Annotated in this window: 19 protein-coding genes; 4 read left to right on the forward strand and 15 right to left on the reverse strand. The window is 72.0% G+C overall.

Annotated features, from left to right (window positions below; translation table 11 throughout):
* Positions 1-24: 24 nt before the first annotated feature.
* Positions 25-648, reverse strand: coding sequence for a dephospho-CoA kinase (gene coaE, locus ACI3KX_RS16610; RefSeq protein ID WP_404910406.1), 624 nt, complete (start codon positions 646-648; stop codon positions 25-27).
* A 504-nt stretch (positions 649-1,152) separates the two neighbouring features.
* Here coaE and ACI3KX_RS16615 point away from each other — a divergent pair.
* On the forward strand, positions 1,153-1,896 hold the full coding sequence (locus ACI3KX_RS16615) for a response regulator transcription factor (protein ID WP_404910407.1): 744 nt from the start codon (positions 1,153-1,155) through the stop codon (positions 1,894-1,896).
* A 105-nt stretch (positions 1,897-2,001) separates the two neighbouring features.
* Here ACI3KX_RS16615 and ACI3KX_RS16620 read toward each other — a convergent pair whose 3' ends face one another.
* The 8 genes from ACI3KX_RS16620 to ACI3KX_RS16655 form a co-directional block, all read right to left on the reverse strand.
* Complete coding sequence (locus tag ACI3KX_RS16620; protein ID WP_349427693.1) at positions 2,002-3,168, reverse strand: hypothetical protein; 1,167 nt, start codon at positions 3,166-3,168, stop codon at positions 2,002-2,004.
* Entirely contained in the window at positions 3,165-4,838 is a 1,674-nt protein-coding gene (locus ACI3KX_RS16625; RefSeq protein ID WP_363357508.1) for an ATP-binding protein, read from the reverse strand. The genes ACI3KX_RS16620 and ACI3KX_RS16625 overlap by 4 nt, the downstream gene beginning before the upstream one ends.
* A 95-nt stretch (positions 4,839-4,933) precedes the next feature.
* Positions 4,934-5,641, reverse strand: coding sequence for a hypothetical protein (locus tag ACI3KX_RS16630; protein WP_363357509.1), 708 nt, complete (start codon positions 5,639-5,641; stop codon positions 4,934-4,936).
* A 135-nt stretch (positions 5,642-5,776) separates the two neighbouring features.
* On the reverse strand, positions 5,777-6,346 hold the full coding sequence (locus tag ACI3KX_RS16635) for a GIY-YIG nuclease family protein (RefSeq protein ID WP_363357510.1): 570 nt from the start codon (positions 6,344-6,346) through the stop codon (positions 5,777-5,779).
* Between the two features lie 152 nt (positions 6,347-6,498).
* Positions 6,499-7,947 carry a 30S ribosomal protein S1 gene (rpsA, locus tag ACI3KX_RS16640; protein WP_331909034.1) on the reverse strand — a complete coding sequence of 483 codons (1,449 nt, stop codon included), beginning with the start codon at positions 7,945-7,947 and terminating at the stop codon, positions 6,499-6,501.
* Between the two features lie 285 nt (positions 7,948-8,232).
* Entirely contained in the window at positions 8,233-9,006 is a 774-nt protein-coding gene (locus ACI3KX_RS16645) for a PH domain-containing protein (RefSeq protein ID WP_349427697.1), read from the reverse strand.
* Positions 9,007-9,008: 2 nt separating this feature from the next.
* Complete coding sequence (locus ACI3KX_RS16650; protein WP_204260153.1) at positions 9,009-9,176, reverse strand: hypothetical protein; 168 nt, start codon at positions 9,174-9,176, stop codon at positions 9,009-9,011.
* 118 nt (positions 9,177-9,294) lie between these two features.
* Positions 9,295-10,344: a zinc-dependent alcohol dehydrogenase family protein gene (locus ACI3KX_RS16655; RefSeq protein ID WP_404910408.1), complete on the reverse strand. Its 1,050-nt coding sequence runs from the start codon at positions 10,342-10,344 to the stop codon at positions 9,295-9,297.
* Between the two features lie 54 nt (positions 10,345-10,398).
* Here ACI3KX_RS16655 and ACI3KX_RS16660 point away from each other — a divergent pair, with 54 nt between their 5' ends.
* Positions 10,399-10,692 (forward strand): DUF503 domain-containing protein, encoded by a 294-nt coding sequence (locus ACI3KX_RS16660; protein ID WP_363357511.1) that lies wholly within the window; start codon positions 10,399-10,401, stop codon positions 10,690-10,692.
* Positions 10,693-10,697: 5 nt separating this feature from the next.
* Here the strand turns inward: ACI3KX_RS16660 and ACI3KX_RS16665 are convergent, their stop codons facing one another.
* From ACI3KX_RS16665 to ACI3KX_RS16690, 6 genes are all read right to left on the reverse strand, one after another.
* Positions 10,698-11,342: an SDR family oxidoreductase gene (locus ACI3KX_RS16665; RefSeq protein ID WP_404910409.1), complete on the reverse strand. Its 645-nt coding sequence runs from the start codon at positions 11,340-11,342 to the stop codon at positions 10,698-10,700.
* A gap of 222 nt (positions 11,343-11,564) precedes the next feature.
* Positions 11,565-12,659 (reverse strand): NAD(P)-binding domain-containing protein, encoded by a 1,095-nt coding sequence (locus ACI3KX_RS16670; protein ID WP_404910410.1) that lies wholly within the window; start codon positions 12,657-12,659, stop codon positions 11,565-11,567.
* Between the two features lie 68 nt (positions 12,660-12,727).
* Positions 12,728-13,504 (reverse strand): isocitrate lyase/phosphoenolpyruvate mutase family protein, encoded by a 777-nt coding sequence (locus ACI3KX_RS16675; protein WP_404910411.1) that lies wholly within the window; start codon positions 13,502-13,504, stop codon positions 12,728-12,730.
* 40 nt (positions 13,505-13,544) lie between these two features.
* On the reverse strand, positions 13,545-13,985 hold the full coding sequence (locus ACI3KX_RS16680; protein ID WP_404910412.1) for a YchJ family protein: 441 nt from the start codon (positions 13,983-13,985) through the stop codon (positions 13,545-13,547).
* A gap of 1 nt (position 13,986) precedes the next feature.
* Positions 13,987-14,352 (reverse strand): TraR/DksA C4-type zinc finger protein, encoded by a 366-nt coding sequence (locus tag ACI3KX_RS16685; protein ID WP_363357515.1) that lies wholly within the window; start codon positions 14,350-14,352, stop codon positions 13,987-13,989.
* Between the two features lie 84 nt (positions 14,353-14,436).
* On the reverse strand, positions 14,437-14,802 hold the full coding sequence (locus ACI3KX_RS16690; RefSeq protein ID WP_349427705.1) for a hypothetical protein: 366 nt from the start codon (positions 14,800-14,802) through the stop codon (positions 14,437-14,439).
* Between the two features lie 320 nt (positions 14,803-15,122).
* Here ACI3KX_RS16690 and ACI3KX_RS16695 point away from each other — a divergent pair, with 320 nt between their 5' ends.
* Together ACI3KX_RS16695 and ACI3KX_RS16700 are read left to right on the forward strand one after the other, a co-directional pair.
* Positions 15,123-15,638 (forward strand): hypothetical protein, encoded by a 516-nt coding sequence (locus ACI3KX_RS16695; RefSeq protein WP_404910413.1) that lies wholly within the window; start codon positions 15,123-15,125, stop codon positions 15,636-15,638.
* A gap of 275 nt (positions 15,639-15,913) precedes the next feature.
* Positions 15,914-16,390, forward strand: coding sequence for a hypothetical protein (locus ACI3KX_RS16700; protein ID WP_363357517.1), 477 nt, complete (start codon positions 15,914-15,916; stop codon positions 16,388-16,390).
* Positions 16,391-16,468 lie beyond the last annotated feature (78 nt).

Consider the following 16,468-nt stretch of genomic DNA (forward strand, 5'->3'; position numbering starts at 1 on the left):
TTCCGGCGACCGCCTCGGTGACGGCTAGGAGGCCCCCGCGCGCCGCGCCACGTGCTCGTCGAGTCTCTCCCACAGCTCGTCCACCTGGCGCAGCGTGTCGTCGAGGGCGCCCGCCGTGTCGATCACCACGTCGGCGATCCGCAGACGCGCCTCGTCCGGCACCTGCGAGGCGATGCGCGCCGCGGCATCCGCGTGGCTGAGACCACGCAGCCCGACGAGGCGGTCCGCTCGCACATCTGCCGGCGCGTGCGCCACGATGACGAGCTGCCAGGGGTCGTCCACGCGCGCTTCGACCAGCAGCGGCACGTCGTAGACGACGACGGCATCCGGGTCGGCCGCGAACGCCGCGGCGAAGCGGCGGGCGGACTCGGCGCGTACGGCGGGATGGACGATCGCGTTGAGCTGGGCGATCGCCGGCGCGTCACCGAACACCCGTGTGCCGAGGGCCGCACGATCCAGGGATCCGTCGGGGCGCACCATCCCCTCGCCGAAGGAGTCGGCGATCGCCGCCAGCACCGGCCCACCCGGCGCCTGCACCTCGCGCACGAGCTGATCCGCGTCGACGATCACGGCGCCGTGCTCGGCGAGGCGACGGGCGATGGTGGACTTTCCCGAGGCGATGCCTCCGGTGAGCGCGACGAGCGGCATGTGTCGAGCATGCCATGCCGACTCCTTGACCTGTTCCTGAGGCGGGCCTGAGCGGGCGCTGAGGAGGCGGCGGTAGCCTCGGGGCACCCGAAGGACAGGTCCACCCGTACAGCTGGGGATGGCGCAAGTGAACGTTGGACGCGACACCGTTGCGTTCGACGACAACGCGTACTGCTGTATGCGACGCACCCGACGTCTTCGCGACGACGGGGGCAGACGGACGGTTCTGAGGTGCGGGCGGGCCGCCCGCGTGGGGACCAAGGCGGCCGAGGTCCGTGCACCGAGGACGCGCGCAGGGCGGGATGTGGGGAAATCTCCCGCCCTACGCGCGGCCCGTGCCCTCCCGGGAGGGTCGTCCCGGCGCGCGGCGGGCTCTGCGGAGCCGCACATATGCGGACGCCGCACGTGACAGGCGCGTCGTCACACGCGTTCCGGAGCGCGTTCTGGGATATCATGACCGACGTCCAGGATCCGTCGACACTCCCGGATCCGGAGGGTGCATCGGTGGAAGAAGCGCGCGTCGCCGTCGTGATCGAAGACGAAGAGGACATCCGTTCTCTCCTGTCGACGGTCCTCGCCCAGGCGGGCTTCGAAGTGCACGGCGCGGCGAACGGCGCCGACGGCGTCGAGCTGGTCCGCGAGCATCGCCCCCTGGTCACGACGCTCGATGTCAACATGCCCGGCATCGACGGCTTCGAGACCGCCAAGCGCATCCGGGCCATCAGCTCGACGTACATCGTGATGCTGAGCGCCCGCAGCGAGGAGATTGACGCGCTGCAGGGGCTCGAGGCGGGCGCCGACGACTACGTCGCGAAGCCGTTCCGCCCTCGTGAGCTGCGCGCGCGCATCGACGCGATGCTCCGGCGACCGCGGCAGGTCACGCCTCCCGATCCGGACGGCGGCGCGACGCCCGTCTCCTCCGACGGCGTCTGGCTCGAGCACCACGGACTCCGGCTGAACGCCGCCACCCACCTCGTCACGGTCGACGAGCAGGATGTCGAGCTGACGCGCAGCGAGTTCGACATCCTCGCCGATCTGCTGGTCGCGGGCCGGCGTGTGCGGGCGAAGTCCGACCTCGCCCTCATGCTGCGCGGCGACCAGTACGCGGTGAGCGACTTCGTCTCCGACAGCGACGCACGCGCCATCGAGGTGCACATGGCCAATCTGCGGCGCAAGCTCGGCGAGTCGCCGGCCCAGCCGCGATGGATCGAGACCGTGCGCGGAGTCGGCTACCGGCTCACCGCCTGAGCCCTCGGCAGGGCAGTGCGCCCTCGCGCCGCGGGAGCGGTGCGCGCGCGTGCGTCGCGTCGCGTCGCGTGGCCTCGCGTGGAGCCTCCGTCGCGGGCGAAGCCGCTACTCGCCGTCGTCGATGAGCACGGACGTCTCGACGTTCGCGGCCGCCCGGCTCGCGGCCTCGCGGGCCGCGCGGACGAGCTCGGCCGGGTCGTACCCGGCGGTGTCGCTCAGCGCGACGCCGACGCCGACGACGGGGATCACTCCCCCGCCGACCTTGCCGAGATCGTCGAAGAGGCCGCGGTAGATCGCGCCCGCCTGACGACGCGCCTCCTGCTCGGACGCCACAGCCATCCCCACGACGAGCCCGGTCGGCCCGTCCTGGCCGACGACGGCGTTGGTCGGCGCGTGATGGCGCACGCCGGTCCGCCACGTCGCCGCCACCGATCCGGCCACGTCGCTGCCGAAGGCGGTGGAGATGGGATCGAGGTCGTCGAGGCGCACGGCCGTCACGGCCACCGATTCGTGGCCGCGCTCGGCCCGCCGGCAGATGCCGTCCAGCAGGAGCGCGAAGGACTCGTCGCTGACGATCCCCTGCTCCTCGTCGACCGTCCGGGCGTCGCGCAGGTAGCCGCGCATCGGCGCGCGGCTCGCCCGCAGCACCGAGGTCACGACCACGGCGACGATGGTCAGCGTAACCGTGAGGTAGCTGGTGCTGACGGTGCCGAACGCTGCCTGGAACAGGGCGCTGTCGGGACCGGACGTGAGGAAGGCGGTCGTCCGCGACACGTAGTACAGCGACTGGAACCCCAGCACCGCTCCGAGCACCCACGCCGTGCGCGACTCCCGCATGTCGCCGCGGAGGCACTCCACGGCGCCGGCCCCGGCGAAGCCCACCAGGGGCACGAACATCCACAGGACGCCGGCCCAGTCGCCGCCGTCGGCCCCTTCGAGGGCCACGCCGAGCGCGGCCGCGACGACGGCGGCGGCCACGAGGATCGACGACCAGCGCATGCGGCGCCCGTTGAAGCGGCGGCATCCCAGCCACATGCAGCCGGTGCCGGCGACGAAGGCGGCGTTGCCGACCGCGATGGCCCACCATGCGCCGTCGGACTGCACCCAGACGGTGTAGGCGAGGGTGGTGAGCATGGCCGCGAGGAAGCCGACCGACCAGATGCGCCCCGCACCCTCGTCGCGGCGCAGCAGCGTCTCGAGAATGAACAGCACGCCGCTGACGTTGACCACCAGGGCGGTCATGATCAGCACGCTCGCCAGATCCAGGGTCATGGTGCATCTCCCTCGGGGGCGATCGCGGGCAGCTTCACGATGAAGGTCGAGCCGATTCCGGGCGCGCTGTGCAGGGCGAGCTCGCCCCCGTGCGCGCGCACGATGTCGCGCGTGATCGCGAGGCCGAGACCGGTGCCCGTCCGCCGATCGCCGCCCGCCTTGTAGTAGCGCTGGAAGAGCCGCGAGCGGTCGGCGTCCGAGATGCCCACGCCGGTGTCGCGCACCAGGATCCAGCTCGAGTCGCCGTCCGTCGTCGTGCCGACGAAGACCGTGCCGCCGTCCTTGTTGTAGGCGATGGCATTCGACACGAGGTTGTCGACGACCTGCCGCAGCCGCAGCGGATCCGCCCACGCCATCGCCGGCTCCAGACCCGTCGCATCGATCGTGATGGCCCGCGCGGCGGCGCGCGGCAGGGCATCGTCGACGGCGGCGGCCACGAGTTCGCGCGCGTCGACGAGCTGCGGAGCGAGCGATGCCTCCACCGATGACGGCGACGAGCTCGAGGCGGCGAGGATGTCGGCGACGATGCGCAGCAGGCGCTCGGCGTTGCGCTCGGCGACGTCGAGGCTCGCGCGCACCGCGTCGGGGGTGTCGGGGTCCTCGATCGCGAGGTCGAGGTAGCCGAGGATCGAGGTCAGTGGGGTGCGCAGCTCGTGCGACACCGAGGCGACCAGGTCGTCGCGTGCGCGGAGGGCGGTCAGCTCCGCCGTCACGTCCCGCGAGACGACGACGGCTCCCGCGTCGCCCCCGTCGGGGTCGGTGAGGCGGCGCGCGGTGATCGTCAGAGCCCGGCGGGGACCGGGCTCCGCCCCGAACCACACGACCTGGTCGTCGAACGCCTCGCCGCGGCGCGCGCGCTCGAGCGGGAGCTCGTCGGGCGGCAGCGGTGAGCTGCCGTCGTCGCGGAAGGCGAGCACCTCAGCCCGATCGTCGTCGGGCTCGTGGCCCTGCTGTAGTCGGCCGTGCGCCTCGTTGCGGACGGCGACCCGTCCGGCGGGACCGATGCGCACGACGCCGAAGTCCACGGCGTCGAGCACCTCCGTCACGACCTGCTCCTGCCGGCGCGTGCGCGCCAGGACGCTCTGCAGCAGCTGCGACTGCTTCGCCAGCAGCATGCGCTGCGCGTCCGACCGGCGGGCGTTGAGGTGGCTCGTCGCGGCGACGGCGAAGAGCACGAGAGGCAGCAGGAACGTGCGGTAGGTCACCTCGGTAGCGCTGAGCGCCGTCAGCACGCTGACGATGCCGGCGATCGCGACGATCACGCCGAACAGGCCCAGCAGCCCGAAGCCGGCGGCGAGCCACATCGTCGGGAAGATCCAGAGCAGGCCGAGCACCGTGTCGGGTGCCGCGATCTGCATGAGCGTGATGGCGAGGATGTCGACCGCGGGCACCACGGCGACCCACCCGTACGGCAGGCGATTCCACGGGATCACGAGCGTCGCCGCTGTCACCGCGACCACCACCACGACCCCACTGAAGAACAGCACGGGCTCGCCGCCGAAGGGGCCGACCGCCACCAGCACGCCGAGCACGAACACGACGGCGGCCAGCAGCAGCTGGTTGAGCATCGCGGTGCGGCCGCGCGTGCGGTCTGCGGCCTCGGGCGCGGTCACGCGGGGGCGGGAGCGCACCGCGGGCGCCCCCGTGTCGCCCGGCGTCGCGGCGGTCATACCGCGACGGTAACGGATGCCGCGCCCCTGTGCGGGAAGGGCGCGCTCGATGTCACGCTCGCCGGGCGTCCACGGCGCGCCCGGCGAGCGCGTCGTCAGAACCCGAAGTCGCCGAAATCGCCGAATCCGCCGACGTCGGAGCCGGCCGCGTCGCCGCTCGTGTCACCGCCCCAGCCCGACCCGCTGTCGCCCCAGCCGGCGTCGGCCGTCGCCGACTCCCCGCCGGCGTCCGTGCCCGCATCGGCGCCGGCGTCGCCGCCGCCATCCGTCGCAGAGCCGTCCTGGGAGCCCGGGTCGGAGGCGAACGTCGGCGCCAGGAACGAGCTCACCAGCGCCGAGCCGATGACGTACCCGACGACGGTGCCGAGGATCGACGAGCCCAGCATGGAGCCGAACGACGGCCCCTGACGCTGCGGCCCGAGGGTGCGCTCCATGAAGCCGGGGTTGAGGTACTCGGCGCGCGTCGCCGCGCGGGCCATCGTCTGCGGGTCGCCCGAGCGCGGCCGCTCGGCGGGCGGAAGTCCGGCGGAGAGCTCGGCGAGCACCTGCTGACGCTGCGGCTCGGTGAGCCTGCCGAACGCCTCGGCGTGCACCTGCTCGATGGTCTCGGGCGGCGCCGTCCTCAGCAGGTAGCGGTAGCGCTCGATGGCGATCTCGTCCTCGCTCCGCGGGGGCTGCACACCGGGTGCCGGTGCACCGGGCGCCGGCGCACCGGGTGCCGGCGTGCCGTAGCGGTTCGGCGGCACGGGGGGCGCCTGACGCTCGGCATCCGAGTCTCCGAACAGTCGATCGAGGAATCCCATGTGGCGCTCCTTCTCTCAGCCGGGCCCGTCCGTGGGCCGATTGCGCGGATCCCGAGGCGGGGTGGACCACCACGCTAGGCGCGGTTCCTCGGAGAGGGCTGGAGGATCCGCCGCGGTTCACCGAGGGCGTACGGCTCACCCCTGTGCCGCGAGCGCCTCGCTCAGCCACCGGGCGTGGAGCTGCCACGGATCGTCGACGCCGGCCGCGAGCACCGCGATGTGCGCGGTGAGCGCTTCCGAGCGACGGAACCACTCCGTGCCGGGATAGCGGTCGGCCGTGAACTGCACGTGCCGTCGCTGTTCGAGCGCGCGCCCGCCGCGCTCGAACGCCAGCAGCTCGTCGTGCCAGATCGCCCCGAAGCGCTGGCGCGGATTCGCACTCGTGCCGATCTTCACCCGATCGGCGTAGCGCAGGTAGTAGACCACGTCGACGCGCGGCGGCGGGATCTCGGCATCGGGGATCTCGCCGTGGCGCCACTCGCACACCGCGCACAGCCATCCCGACGGATAGCGGACGCCGAGGCGCGATCCGCACAGCCCGCAGGGTGACGGCAGGACGTCGGTGAGCCCGTCATGCGCCCCACCCCACTCCGCCGCCACGGCGAGATGCCGCTCGCAGAGCGGAATGGGAGCATCGAGGGGCACCGGGCCCCGGCATCCGTCGTCGTCCACCAGGCAGCGGGCGGAGACTCGGTTCGCAGGCACACCGCGACAGTACCCGCCCCCACCGACGTGCTCATCGAGCCGTGGGCTCGTGTTCCAGGAAGGCGAAAGGGCCGCCCCCACCGACCTTGGGGTCGGAGGTGACGGCCCTTCCGGAACCAGCGGTTCAGAGAACCAGGCGGCTCAGCTCAGGATCAGCGACCCGAGAGCTTCTCGCGCAGAGCGGCGAGCGCCTCGTCGTCGGCCAGCGTGCCCACCGGGCTGCTGTCGGACGAGAAGGTCGACGAGCCGGTCTCGACCGGGGCGGCAGCCTCGGCCTCGAGAGCCTTCGTGACGGCGGCCTTGTGGGCCTCCCAGCGAGCGTGGGCAGCGGCGTACTCCTGCTCCCACTTCTCGCGCTGCTCGTCGAAGCCTTCGAGCCACGCGTTGGTCTCGGGGTCGAAGCCCTCGGGGTACTTGTACTCCCCGTTCTCGTCGTACTCCGTGACCATGCCGTACAGCGCCGGGTCGAACTCGGTGCCGTTGGGGTCGACCGACTCGTTCGCCTGCTTCAGCGAGAGCGAGATGCGGCGACGCTCGAGGTCGATGTCGATGATCTTGACGAAGACCTCTTCGCCGACCGACACGACCTGCTCGGCGAGCTCGACGTGCTTGCCCGACAGCTCCGAGATGTGCACGAGGCCCTCGATGCCGTCCGCGACGCGCACGAACGCACCGAACGGAACGAGCTTGGTGACCTTGCCCGGAGCGACCTGACCGATCGCGTGCGTGCGGGCGAAGACCTGCCACGGGTCCTCCTGCGTCGCCTTGAGCGACAGCGAGACGCGCTCGCGGTCCAGGTCGACCTCGAGGATCTCGACGGTGACCTCCTGGCCGACCTCGACGACCTCGGACGCGTGCTCGATGTGCTTCCACGAGAGCTCGGAGACGTGCACGAGACCGTCCACGCCACCCAGGTCGACGAACGCACCGAAGTTGACGATCGACGAGACCGTGCCCTTGCGGACCTGGCCCTTGTGCAGGTTGTTGAGGAACGTGGTGCGCGACTCGGACTGCGTCTGCTCGAGCAGGGCGCGGCGCGAGAGCACGACGTTGTTGCGGTTCTTGTCGAGCTCGAGGATCTTCGCCTCGATCTCCTGGCCGAGGTACGGCGTGAGGTCGCGGACGCGGCGGAGCTCGATCAGCGAAGCGGGCAGGAAGCCGCGCAGGCCGATGTCGACGATCAGACCACCCTTGACGACCTCGATCACGGAGCCGGTGACCACACCGTCGTTCTCCTTGATCTTCTCGACGTCGCCCCAGGCACGCTCGTACTGCGCGCGCTTCTTGGAGAGGATGAGGCGGCCTTCCTTGTCCTCCTTCTGGAGAACGAGGGCTTCGACCTCGTCGCCGACCTTGACGACCTCGTTGGGGTCGACGTCGTGCTTGATGGAGAGCTCGCGCGAGGGGATGACACCCTCGGTCTTGTAACCGACGTCGAGGAGCACCTCGTCGCGGTCGATCTTCACGACGGTGCCCTCGATGAGGTCGCCGTCGTTGAAGAACTTCAGGGTCTTCTCGACCGCGGCCAGGAAGTCCTCGGCAGATCCGATGTCGTTGATCGCGACCTGCTTGGTGGCCGGGGCGGTCGTTGCGGTAGTCATGTAGTGGGTTGTCCTTGTTGGGTTTGGTGTCGGGCTCCGGCTTTCAGCGGCATCTTCGCGCAAGGGCGAACGGATGCCTCGAGCCGAGGCGAAGCGGATTTCCAGCGATGTCGCCCGGACCCTTGCGGGATGTGGGACACCGGCGCGAACCGGTACCCGAGCGTGGCGAAACAGCCACACGAGTGACACTCCAGGATAACAGAACGGCCGGGTCGCCCGCGATGTTCCCGCACACCTCGAAATCCGGCGTCACGGAGGCCTCGGCGGGCCTGATGAGGCGTCGACTCAGCGGGGCAGCTGGATCGGCGCGGTGTTCGTGCGATCGGGGTCGAACGGCGCGGGTGCCGGCGCCGGCTCGCCGCGCAGCTGCGCCAGCCGCTCGTCCTCACGCCGCTGCGCGTCGGCGAGCCAGTCCCACCCCGACGGGTTCGTGGCGGGGCGCACATCGGGCACCGGCGCGGTGGGATTGTCGTCGTGCGCAGCGTCCGCCGTGGTGACGGATGCCACGGGTGCGGGCGGCGGGGGCGGCATGATGTGGGCGCCTCCGAACTGCTCGGCCCGGCCTGCCGCGCCGCGCAGACCCGCCTGCTGGATGACGCGCTGGATCGTGAGGCCGCGCTCGTCGGGATCCCCGACGTAGCGGATCTCGCGGAGACCCTGCTCCTGCGCCGCCGACTCGAAGACGAAGTGGCCGTAGCCGAAGACACGTCCCACGACCGGTTTGTAGACCGAGATGTCGAGGATGCGCGCGAGCGGCATCGTCGCGATGCGCTGCGACAGGATGCCGTGCACGCGGAAGACGCGCATGTTGGTGATGACGAAGCGGTCGGTGTGCTGCTCGAAGCACCGCCAGATGGCGTGGCCGGTGATCGCGACGCCGAGGAGCGCGGGTACCCACCAGGCCTGCGCCGGCACGAAGAACGACAGGAGGAGCACGACGATGCCACCGAACAGCTCCAGGACGGCGGAGACCGTGGCCGCCCAGTGCTTGCGCACCTCGTCGACGACGTGCTCCCCCTGATCCGTGATCAGGTGCTTCTCGATCCGCGGATCGAACATGCTCAGCCCGCGGCGAGAGCCATGAAGAAGTCGACTACGGCGGCACCGGCGCCCCAGACCGCGCCGATGGCGCCCTGAACCGCATTCGCCGCGTCCTGCGGCCGGGTGATGAGGTAGAACGCCGCGAACGCGATGACGAGCACCACGACGATGCGCTTGACGAGCTTCACGGTCCGGGGTTCCCTTCGACTTCTGCTGTTCTACCGCACGACGGCCGCTGCGTGCGCAGGCGCGCGGGCGCGTCGCCATTCGGTGGGAGGTGCGATCCGCGTTCCGCGGCGCCGGCGTTCACGGTCGCAGCAGCACCTTCGTGGCGCGGCGCTCGTCCATCGCGGCGTACGCCTCTGCCGCCTCGGCGAGGGGAAGCTCGAGATCGAACACGCGGCCCGGCCGGATCGCGCCGGAGCGGACGTCCGGGAGCAGCTCCTCGATGTAGCCGCGCACGGGAGCGACGCCGCCGTTGACGCCCACATTGCGGTTGAACATCTGACGCACGGGCAGCTCGGGCCCGCCGTTGGGCACGCCGACGTAGCCGACCATCCCGCCGGGGCGGGTCGAGCGCAGCGCCTGGTCCATCGACTCCTTCGTGCCGACGCACTCGAGGACACGGTCGGCGCCGATGCCGCCGGTGAGTGCGCGCACCGCCTCGATGCCGGCATCCCCCCGCTCCTCGACGATGTGGGTGGCGCCGAACTCGCGGGCGAGCGCCTGGCGCTGCGGATGCCGCGACATCGCGATGATGGTGGTGGCGCCGAGCCGTTTCGCCGCGATGACGGCGCACAGGCCCACGGCGCCGTCGCCCACGACGGCCACCGCGTCGCCGGGACCCACACCCGCCGACACCGCGGCGTGATGTCCCGTGCCCATGACGTCGCTGAGGGTCAGCAGGCCCGGGATCTCGTCGTCGACCACTGGCGCGGGAACGACGGCGAGGGTGCCGTCCGCGAGCGGAACCCGCACCCGCTCGCCCTGGCCGCCGTCGGCGAAGCCGCCGAAGCGGTCGTCGCTGCCCCACCAGCCGCCGTGCAGGCACGAGGTGCTGACGCCGTTCCGGCAGTTCGCGCATGTGCCGTCGCACACGTAGAACGGGGCGATGACGAAGTCGCCCGGGCGGATGACCCGCACGTCGGCGCCGACCTCCTCGACGATGCCGACGAACTCGTGGCCGATGCGGTGGGGCTCGTTCGTGGGTGTGACGCCGCGGTAGGGCCAGAGGTCGGAGCCGCACACGCACGCCGCGACGACGCGCACGATCGCGTCGGCGCCGGTGGACAGCACGGGGTCGGGGACGGTCTCGACGCGGATGTCGCGCGCGGCGTGGATGACGGTGGCGAGCATGGATCGAGCCTAGGACCGCGAGCGCCCGGGCGGCGCCGCTGGCACCATGGACGCATGTGGATCGGGTGGATCGAGTTCGACCTGCTGCTCGGCGACATCCGCTCGCTGAAAGAGAAGCGCAGCGTGCTGCGGCCCCTCATCGCCGAGCTCAGTCGCCGCACCGAGGCGGCCGCGGCCGAGGTGGGCGAGCACGACCTTCACCGGCGGGCGAGCATCGGCGTGTCGATCGTCGCGTCGGGCTCGTCGCACGTGCGGGACGTGCTCGATCACGCCGAGCGCCTCGTCGCCGACCGTCCCGAGGTCACCCTGCTGTCGGTCAGGCGCGGACTGCACTCCAGCGAGGACTGAGGCCCTCAGCCCGCGATGGCGTGGCCGATGACCTCACCGCCGGCGCCGAACCGGATGGTCCGCCCGATCGTGCTGTCGTCTGCGATGGTCGCGGCGATGACGGCGGCCACGTCCGCACGCGGCACGGACCCTGAGCCCTCCGGATCGAGCTCGATGCGCCCGGTCGGCGCATCGAGCGTGAGGGTGCCCGGTGCGAGGATCGTCCAGTCGAGCGCGCTTCCGGCGAGGTGGGCGTCTGCCGCCCACTTGGCGTCGGCGTAGGGGAAGAACGAGGACTCCCTGCCGACGCCGTGGTCGGCGCGCGAGCCGATCCACGACACCATGACGTAGCGGAGCACTCCGGCAGCCACGGCGGCGTCCATGGAGCGCACAGCCGCGTCGCGGTCCACCGCGTACGTGCGCGCCGGGTCGCCGCCGCCAGCGCCCGCCGACCAGACGACGACGTCGTTGCCGGCGATCAGGTTCGTCAGCTGGTCGCCGTCGAGGATCTCGACATCCGCGACGACCGGCTGCGCGCCGGTCGCGGCGACCTCCGCCTCGTGTGCGGGATCGCGGATGACGGCTGTCACGGTGTGATCCTGCGCCACGAGCAGCGGCTCGAGGAGCAGCGCGACCTTGCCGTGTCCGCCGAAGATCAGGATGCGGGCCATTGGGTCTCCCTCCGTCGTACGCCACGATACGCCCGAGCCGCTCCGGGTCAGGTGCCGGAGCCGCCGTCGCCCGGGTCGACGCCGGCGGCAGGCGAACCGGCGGCAGGCGAACCGGCGGCGGTCGCGGCATCCGTCTCCGGCTCCGCCTGCGCGAGCAGGCTGTGCCGACGGCCCCACAGCTTTGGCGCGTTCCGCCCGGCGGCCGGCGCGGCCGCGGCGGGCTCAGGCCGCGACAGGCACCCGCTCGGCCATGATGGCGCGGACGGCGTCGCGGCCGGCACGGTTGGCGCCCACGGTCGACTGCGAGGGGCCGTAGCCGATCAGGAAGAGCCGCGGCTCGTCGAGGGAGCGGCCGTTCTCGACCCGGAAGCCGCCTGCGGGGGTGCGCAGCCGCAGCGGGGCGAGATGGTCGAGCGCCGGGCGGAACCCCGTGGCCCAGAGGATCACGTCGGCCGGCTCGAACGAGCCGTCCGGCATCCGCACCCCGTCCTCCTCGATCGAGGCGAACATCGGATGCCGCACCAGCACGCCCCGCGCCTGCGCGGCACGAGCCCACGGCGTCCAGTGCATGCCGGTGACCGAGATCACGCTCCCGGGCGGCAGACCGCGGCGCACGCGGTCCTCGACGCCGGCGATGGCGGCGACGCGCGCCGGGATGTCGAAGTCCGCCTCCACCCATTCGGGCTCACGACGCGTCACCCAGAACGTGTCCGCCACGTGCGAGATCTCGTCCAGCAGCTGGACCGCCGAGACGCCGGCCCCGACGACCACCACGCGCTTCCCGCGGAGGTCCTCCGCCGACGCGTAGTCCGCCACGTGCAGCTGCCGGCCGCGGAAGCGCTCCTGGCCCGGGTAGTGCGGCCGGAACGGCCGGGTCCACGTTCCGGTCGCGTTGATGACGTACCGTGCCGACCAGCTGCCGCGGTCGGTCTCGACCACCAGCCGGCCGGCCGGATCCTCATCGGCGCGCCGCACGGCTTTCACGCGCACCGGCCGCAGGACATCGAGGGCGAAGCGCTCCTCGTACTCCGCGAAGTACGACGGGAGGATGTCGCGGCTCGCCGCCACCGGGTCCGCCGGCGGCACCGCGAAGCCCGGCAGTTCATGGATGCCGTTGACCGTCGCCATGCGGAGGGACGGCCAGCGGTGCTGCCACGCGCCGCCCGGGGCGGGGTTGGCGTCGACGACGAGGAACGTCGGCTCCGCGCCGGTCGCCCGCTGCAGCGGCACGAACCCGCGGCGGTGCAGGTGGTACGCCGCCGAGAGACCCGCCTGTCCCCCGCCGATCACGATGACATCGACGGCTGCGGGTTCCATGCCGGCCTCAACAGCGTCCGGCCCGCGGGGATTCCCGCGGGCCGGACGCGGCAATCGCGCGGATCGCCTCAGTTCAGAGCTCGCGTGGACGCCGGGATGACGCCGTCGCGGTAGAGATCGGCGGCGACGTCCTGCAGAGCGGTCAACGCGACGCGCTGCGGCAGCGGGCCGTAGGAGATGCGCGCGACGCCGACGGCCTCGTACTCCCCCGCCGAGAGCGCGCCCGGCAGGCCGATGACGCTGACCTTGCGCTCGCCGATGCCCTCGACCAGCCGCCGGGTGATGTCGGCATCGAGGATGCCCGGCACGAACACCAGGTCGGCGCCCGCAGCCAGGTACGCGCGGCCGCGCTCGATCGCATCCGCGACCGACTCCTCGACGGGGCGCTTGCCGGCGCGCACGAACGCATCGGTGCGCGCATTGAGGACGAACGGAACGCCCTCCGCGGCGCCGGCCGCGACGATCGCCTCGACCGCGGCGACGGCCTCGTCCAGCGGGCGCAGGCGGTCTTCGACGTTCGCGCCCACGACGCCCTTGCCGATGACGCGGCGCACGGTCTCGCCCGCGTCGCCGTAACCGTCGTCGAGGTCGGTGGTGACGGGCAGGTCGCCCACGGCATCCACGATCCGGCCGACCATGTCGAGGGTGATGTCGAGCGGGATCTGGCCGTCGGGGTAGCCGAACGTCGCGGCGATCGCGTGGCCGGCCGTCGCGATGGCGCGGGTCTCGGGAAGGGCGGCGACGGCGCGGGCCGACACGGCGTCCCATACGTTGACGACGCGCAGGATCTCGGGCGCGGCGTGGAGCCGCGCAAGGGTCTGTGCTTTCTCAGCCTGAGTGGTCATGCATGTCACGCTATCGGCGACCCGCCCGGTCGAGGGCCGGTCAGGACGGCCGGATCTCGCCGTCCAGGTACCACCAGCGGCCGCTCCGCCGGAGGAACCGGCTGCGTTCGTGCAGCGAACCTCGTTCGCGACCGTGGCGCCACGTCGCGCGGAACTCGACGACCCCGCACGTGTCGCCCTCGGCCCCGGCGTCGACATCCACGATCTCGAGCCCGGTCCACCGCTGGGCGGCGTCGAGGGCGAGCTCGTCCGGACGCGTGCCGGGATGCCACGTCTCCGCCAGATACCGCGCATCGCCGACCACGAACGCCGTGTAGCGCGAGCGCATCAACGCCTCGGCCGTCGACGGCGGGGTTCCCCGGAGCGCCGGGGCGCAGCATCCGGCGAAGCTATCGCCGCTGCCGCACGGGCACGGATCGCCGTCCGCCACGCGCGGGAAGCCCTCCGGAGCGGCTCTCGAGGCCGCGGCGCCGAACGACACGTCAGACGCCGGCCTTCTCCGCGCACGTCACGCAGCGGGTGGCGAACGGGCGGGCACGGAGGCGGGCGATCGGGATGCCGCGGCCGCAGTCGACGCACACGCCGTACGTGCCGCCCTCCCAGCGCCGGACGGCCTCATCGATCTCGGCCACCTCGCGGCGGGCGGCCTCTTCCAATGCGACGGCGCGGGACCATTCGCCCGACAGCGTCACACCCTCGGGGTCGTGCTCGTCGTCGGCGACGTCGCCGCGGCGGTCGGCGCGCAGTTCGGCCAGGTTCTCATCCATCGCCGCGATGCGCGCCGTCGCCGCGTCGTGCAGCTCGTCCAGGAGCGCTCGCAGCTCGGTCCGGCTCGCGGCGGTGGTCATCGCACGAGGATACGCCCGCTGGTCTCCGCCCGGCAGGAGCCGTGCCGGATCAGGGTGAAGGGGGTCAGCGCGCTTCGGTGGCGGTCAGTCCGACACCTCGACGGCGAAGGTGACGTCCTGGATGCCGCCGTCCTCGTTCGACAGCACGACCTCGGTCGTCCCCTCGGCGAGCGCCTCGACCCCCGGGTTGAAGGTCGTGCCATCCTCCTCGCGTCCGGGCGTGAAGGTCGCGACGGAGGGATCGGAGACGACGCCGCTGTAGCTGTCGACCGCGAGGTCGCCGGTGTCGATGTCGAGCACCTGGCCGACCTCGAGCTCCACGGTCGTTCCCTGCAGATCGCCCACGTCGCGGACCACGGGCGTGATGACGGGCTCCGGTGCGGCGCACCCGGCGAGCGCGGCGAGGGCGACGACGACGAGGACCGCAGCGACAGGTCTGGCGATGCTCATGGCGTCATGATGGCAGCACAGCGCCTGCACGGCCAGCGTGAGGCGTTCACGCGGTCAGGCGATAGGGATCTCCCAGGTCGGACGCGGACGCTGGAAGCATCGCGCAGCGAGTGCCCCCGCCCTGCTGCGCGAACCCCCGAACGGCGCTGTGTCGCCGGGGACCGCTCCTCGTGCCCAACCCGAAGGGCACGAGGAGCGGTCTCACCGACCCGCCCCGGAGCCGGCGATCCGCCACCCCCCCGGACGCGATCGCCGGCTTCTTCGATCCGCGCTGTGGATAACTCGGGAAGCGCGCCGGTGCCACCGGTTAACGTGGGGGCGTGAGGACTCGGGTCACGGCCGCAGCGCTCGGCGCCATCCTCGTGCTGGCGCTCGCCGGCTGCACCACCCCGGACTCGCCGGAGCCGACGCCGACGTCCGCATTCTCCTCGGAAGAGGAGGCGTTCGCCGCAGCCGAGGCGACGTACCGTGCGTACGCTTCCGCCGAGAACGCTCGCCGCGGTGACCCGACGGCTCCCGATCCGCAGCAATTCCTCGTTGGTGATGCGCTTGAGGACGACATCAACAGCAAGCGGCGGTTCGGTGAACTTGGGGTTCACCTTGTCGGTGAGAGCAAGGTCACCGCGTTCGATGGGCAGGAGGCCACGAGTGATCTCAGGCGAGTGACCGCCGTCGTATGTCTTGATTCGACAGCGGCGCGACTGCTCGATGCGGCAGGGAATGATGTCACACCAGCTGACCGGGACTCGACGCTAGCCCTTGAAGCCTCCTTCGAATTCGTCGGGGAGACATTCCTAATCACGAAGAGCGAGATCGCCGAAGTCGACTCATGCTGATACCCACGGTCGCTCTCCTCATCGCACTTTCCTCGTCCCCCGTCCACATCGCTGCGGACGACTGCAACTTTGCCGACGCGGCGGCGGGGCTCTGCGGTCGCAACACGGGAGAAGCGGTTGAGCTCATTGGCTCAGAAACGCAAAAGGGCGCAGCCCCTCAGCTCGGCGAAGGCTCCGACGGAAGCGCGCCACGTATCGATCAGCCGACACCCCCTCCCGAGGACTGCGGCCCGCTCAACCGCTGCATCGACTACACCGTCGTCGGCCTCCCTGAGGTGACGCTCGCCGACCTCGCCTCGTTCCGGCCGGCCGCTCCGGCCCTCGGCGGCGAGCCCGCGGGGTTCGGCGTCGTCGGCATGCCGACAAACCTGCTGGCCTCGGCATCCGAGGAGCGCATCCCGGGCACCGTGCTCGGCTGGGACGTGACGGTGCGGTTCGTGCCCACCGCGTACGTGTTCGACAACGGCGACGGCACCACCACCCGCGCCGCCACGGGCGGCTCGGCCTGGGCCAGCCTCGGGCAGGGGCAGTTCACGCCCACCGCGACCAGTCACGCCTACCGTGCCCGCGGAACGTACGCGGTGTCGGTGACCGTCGAGTATGCGGCATCCGTCGATTTCGGAACCGGCTGGCGACAGGTGCCGGGCGTGGTCCGCGCCGAGGCCGGCGGCTACGGCGTGCGCGTCGTCGAGGTGCGGACGGCGCTCGTCGACCGCACCTGTGCAGAGGACCCCACCGGTCCCGGCTGCTGAGCCCCACCCACGACGAGCCGGCGTGCGCCGTGCGCGAGGCGCACGGCGGAACGAAGCGGCAGGCCGACGGCGTACGCG

The sequence above is a fragment of the Microbacterium sp. ZW CA_36 genome (assembly GCF_044987475.1).
GTDB lineage: Bacteria > Actinomycetota > Actinomycetes > Actinomycetales > Microbacteriaceae > Microbacterium.

What these genes read in the sequence shown, in the direction of transcription:
- ACI3KX_RS16620 (WP_349427693.1), bottom strand. Translation starts at nt 3,168, where the DNA reads ATGACCCTGGATCTGGCGAGCGTGCTGATCATGACCGCCCTGGTGGTC.
- rpsA (WP_331909034.1), bottom strand. Translation starts at nt 7,947, where the DNA reads ATGACTACCGCAACGACCGCCCCGGCCACCAAGCAGGTCGCGATCAAC.
- ACI3KX_RS16630 (WP_363357509.1), bottom strand. Translation starts at nt 5,641, where the DNA reads ATGGGATTCCTCGATCGACTGTTCGGAGACTCGGATGCCGAGCGTCAG.
- ACI3KX_RS16675 (WP_404910411.1), bottom strand. Translation starts at nt 13,504, where the DNA reads ATGACCACTCAGGCTGAGAAAGCACAGACCCTTGCGCGGCTCCACGCC.
- ACI3KX_RS16670 (WP_404910410.1), bottom strand. Translation starts at nt 12,659, where the DNA reads ATGGAACCCGCAGCCGTCGATGTCATCGTGATCGGCGGGGGACAGGCG.
- ACI3KX_RS16665 (WP_404910409.1), bottom strand. Translation starts at nt 11,342, where the DNA reads ATGGCCCGCATCCTGATCTTCGGCGGACACGGCAAGGTCGCGCTGCTC.
- ACI3KX_RS16685 (WP_363357515.1), bottom strand. Translation starts at nt 14,352, where the DNA reads ATGACCACCGCCGCGAGCCGGACCGAGCTGCGAGCGCTCCTGGACGAG.
- ACI3KX_RS16655 (WP_404910408.1), bottom strand. Translation starts at nt 10,344, where the DNA reads ATGCTCGCCACCGTCATCCACGCCGCGCGCGACATCCGCGTCGAGACC.
- coaE (WP_404910406.1), bottom strand. Translation starts at nt 648, where the DNA reads ATGCCGCTCGTCGCGCTCACCGGAGGCATCGCCTCGGGAAAGTCCACC.
- ACI3KX_RS16645 (WP_349427697.1), bottom strand. Translation starts at nt 9,006, where the DNA reads ATGTTCGATCCGCGGATCGAGAAGCACCTGATCACGGATCAGGGGGAG.
- ACI3KX_RS16660 (WP_363357511.1), top strand. Translation starts at nt 10,399, where the DNA reads ATGTGGATCGGGTGGATCGAGTTCGACCTGCTGCTCGGCGACATCCGC.
- ACI3KX_RS16625 (WP_363357508.1), bottom strand. Translation starts at nt 4,838, where the DNA reads ATGACCGCCGCGACGCCGGGCGACACGGGGGCGCCCGCGGTGCGCTCC.
- ACI3KX_RS16690 (WP_349427705.1), bottom strand. Translation starts at nt 14,802, where the DNA reads ATGAGCATCGCCAGACCTGTCGCTGCGGTCCTCGTCGTCGTCGCCCTC.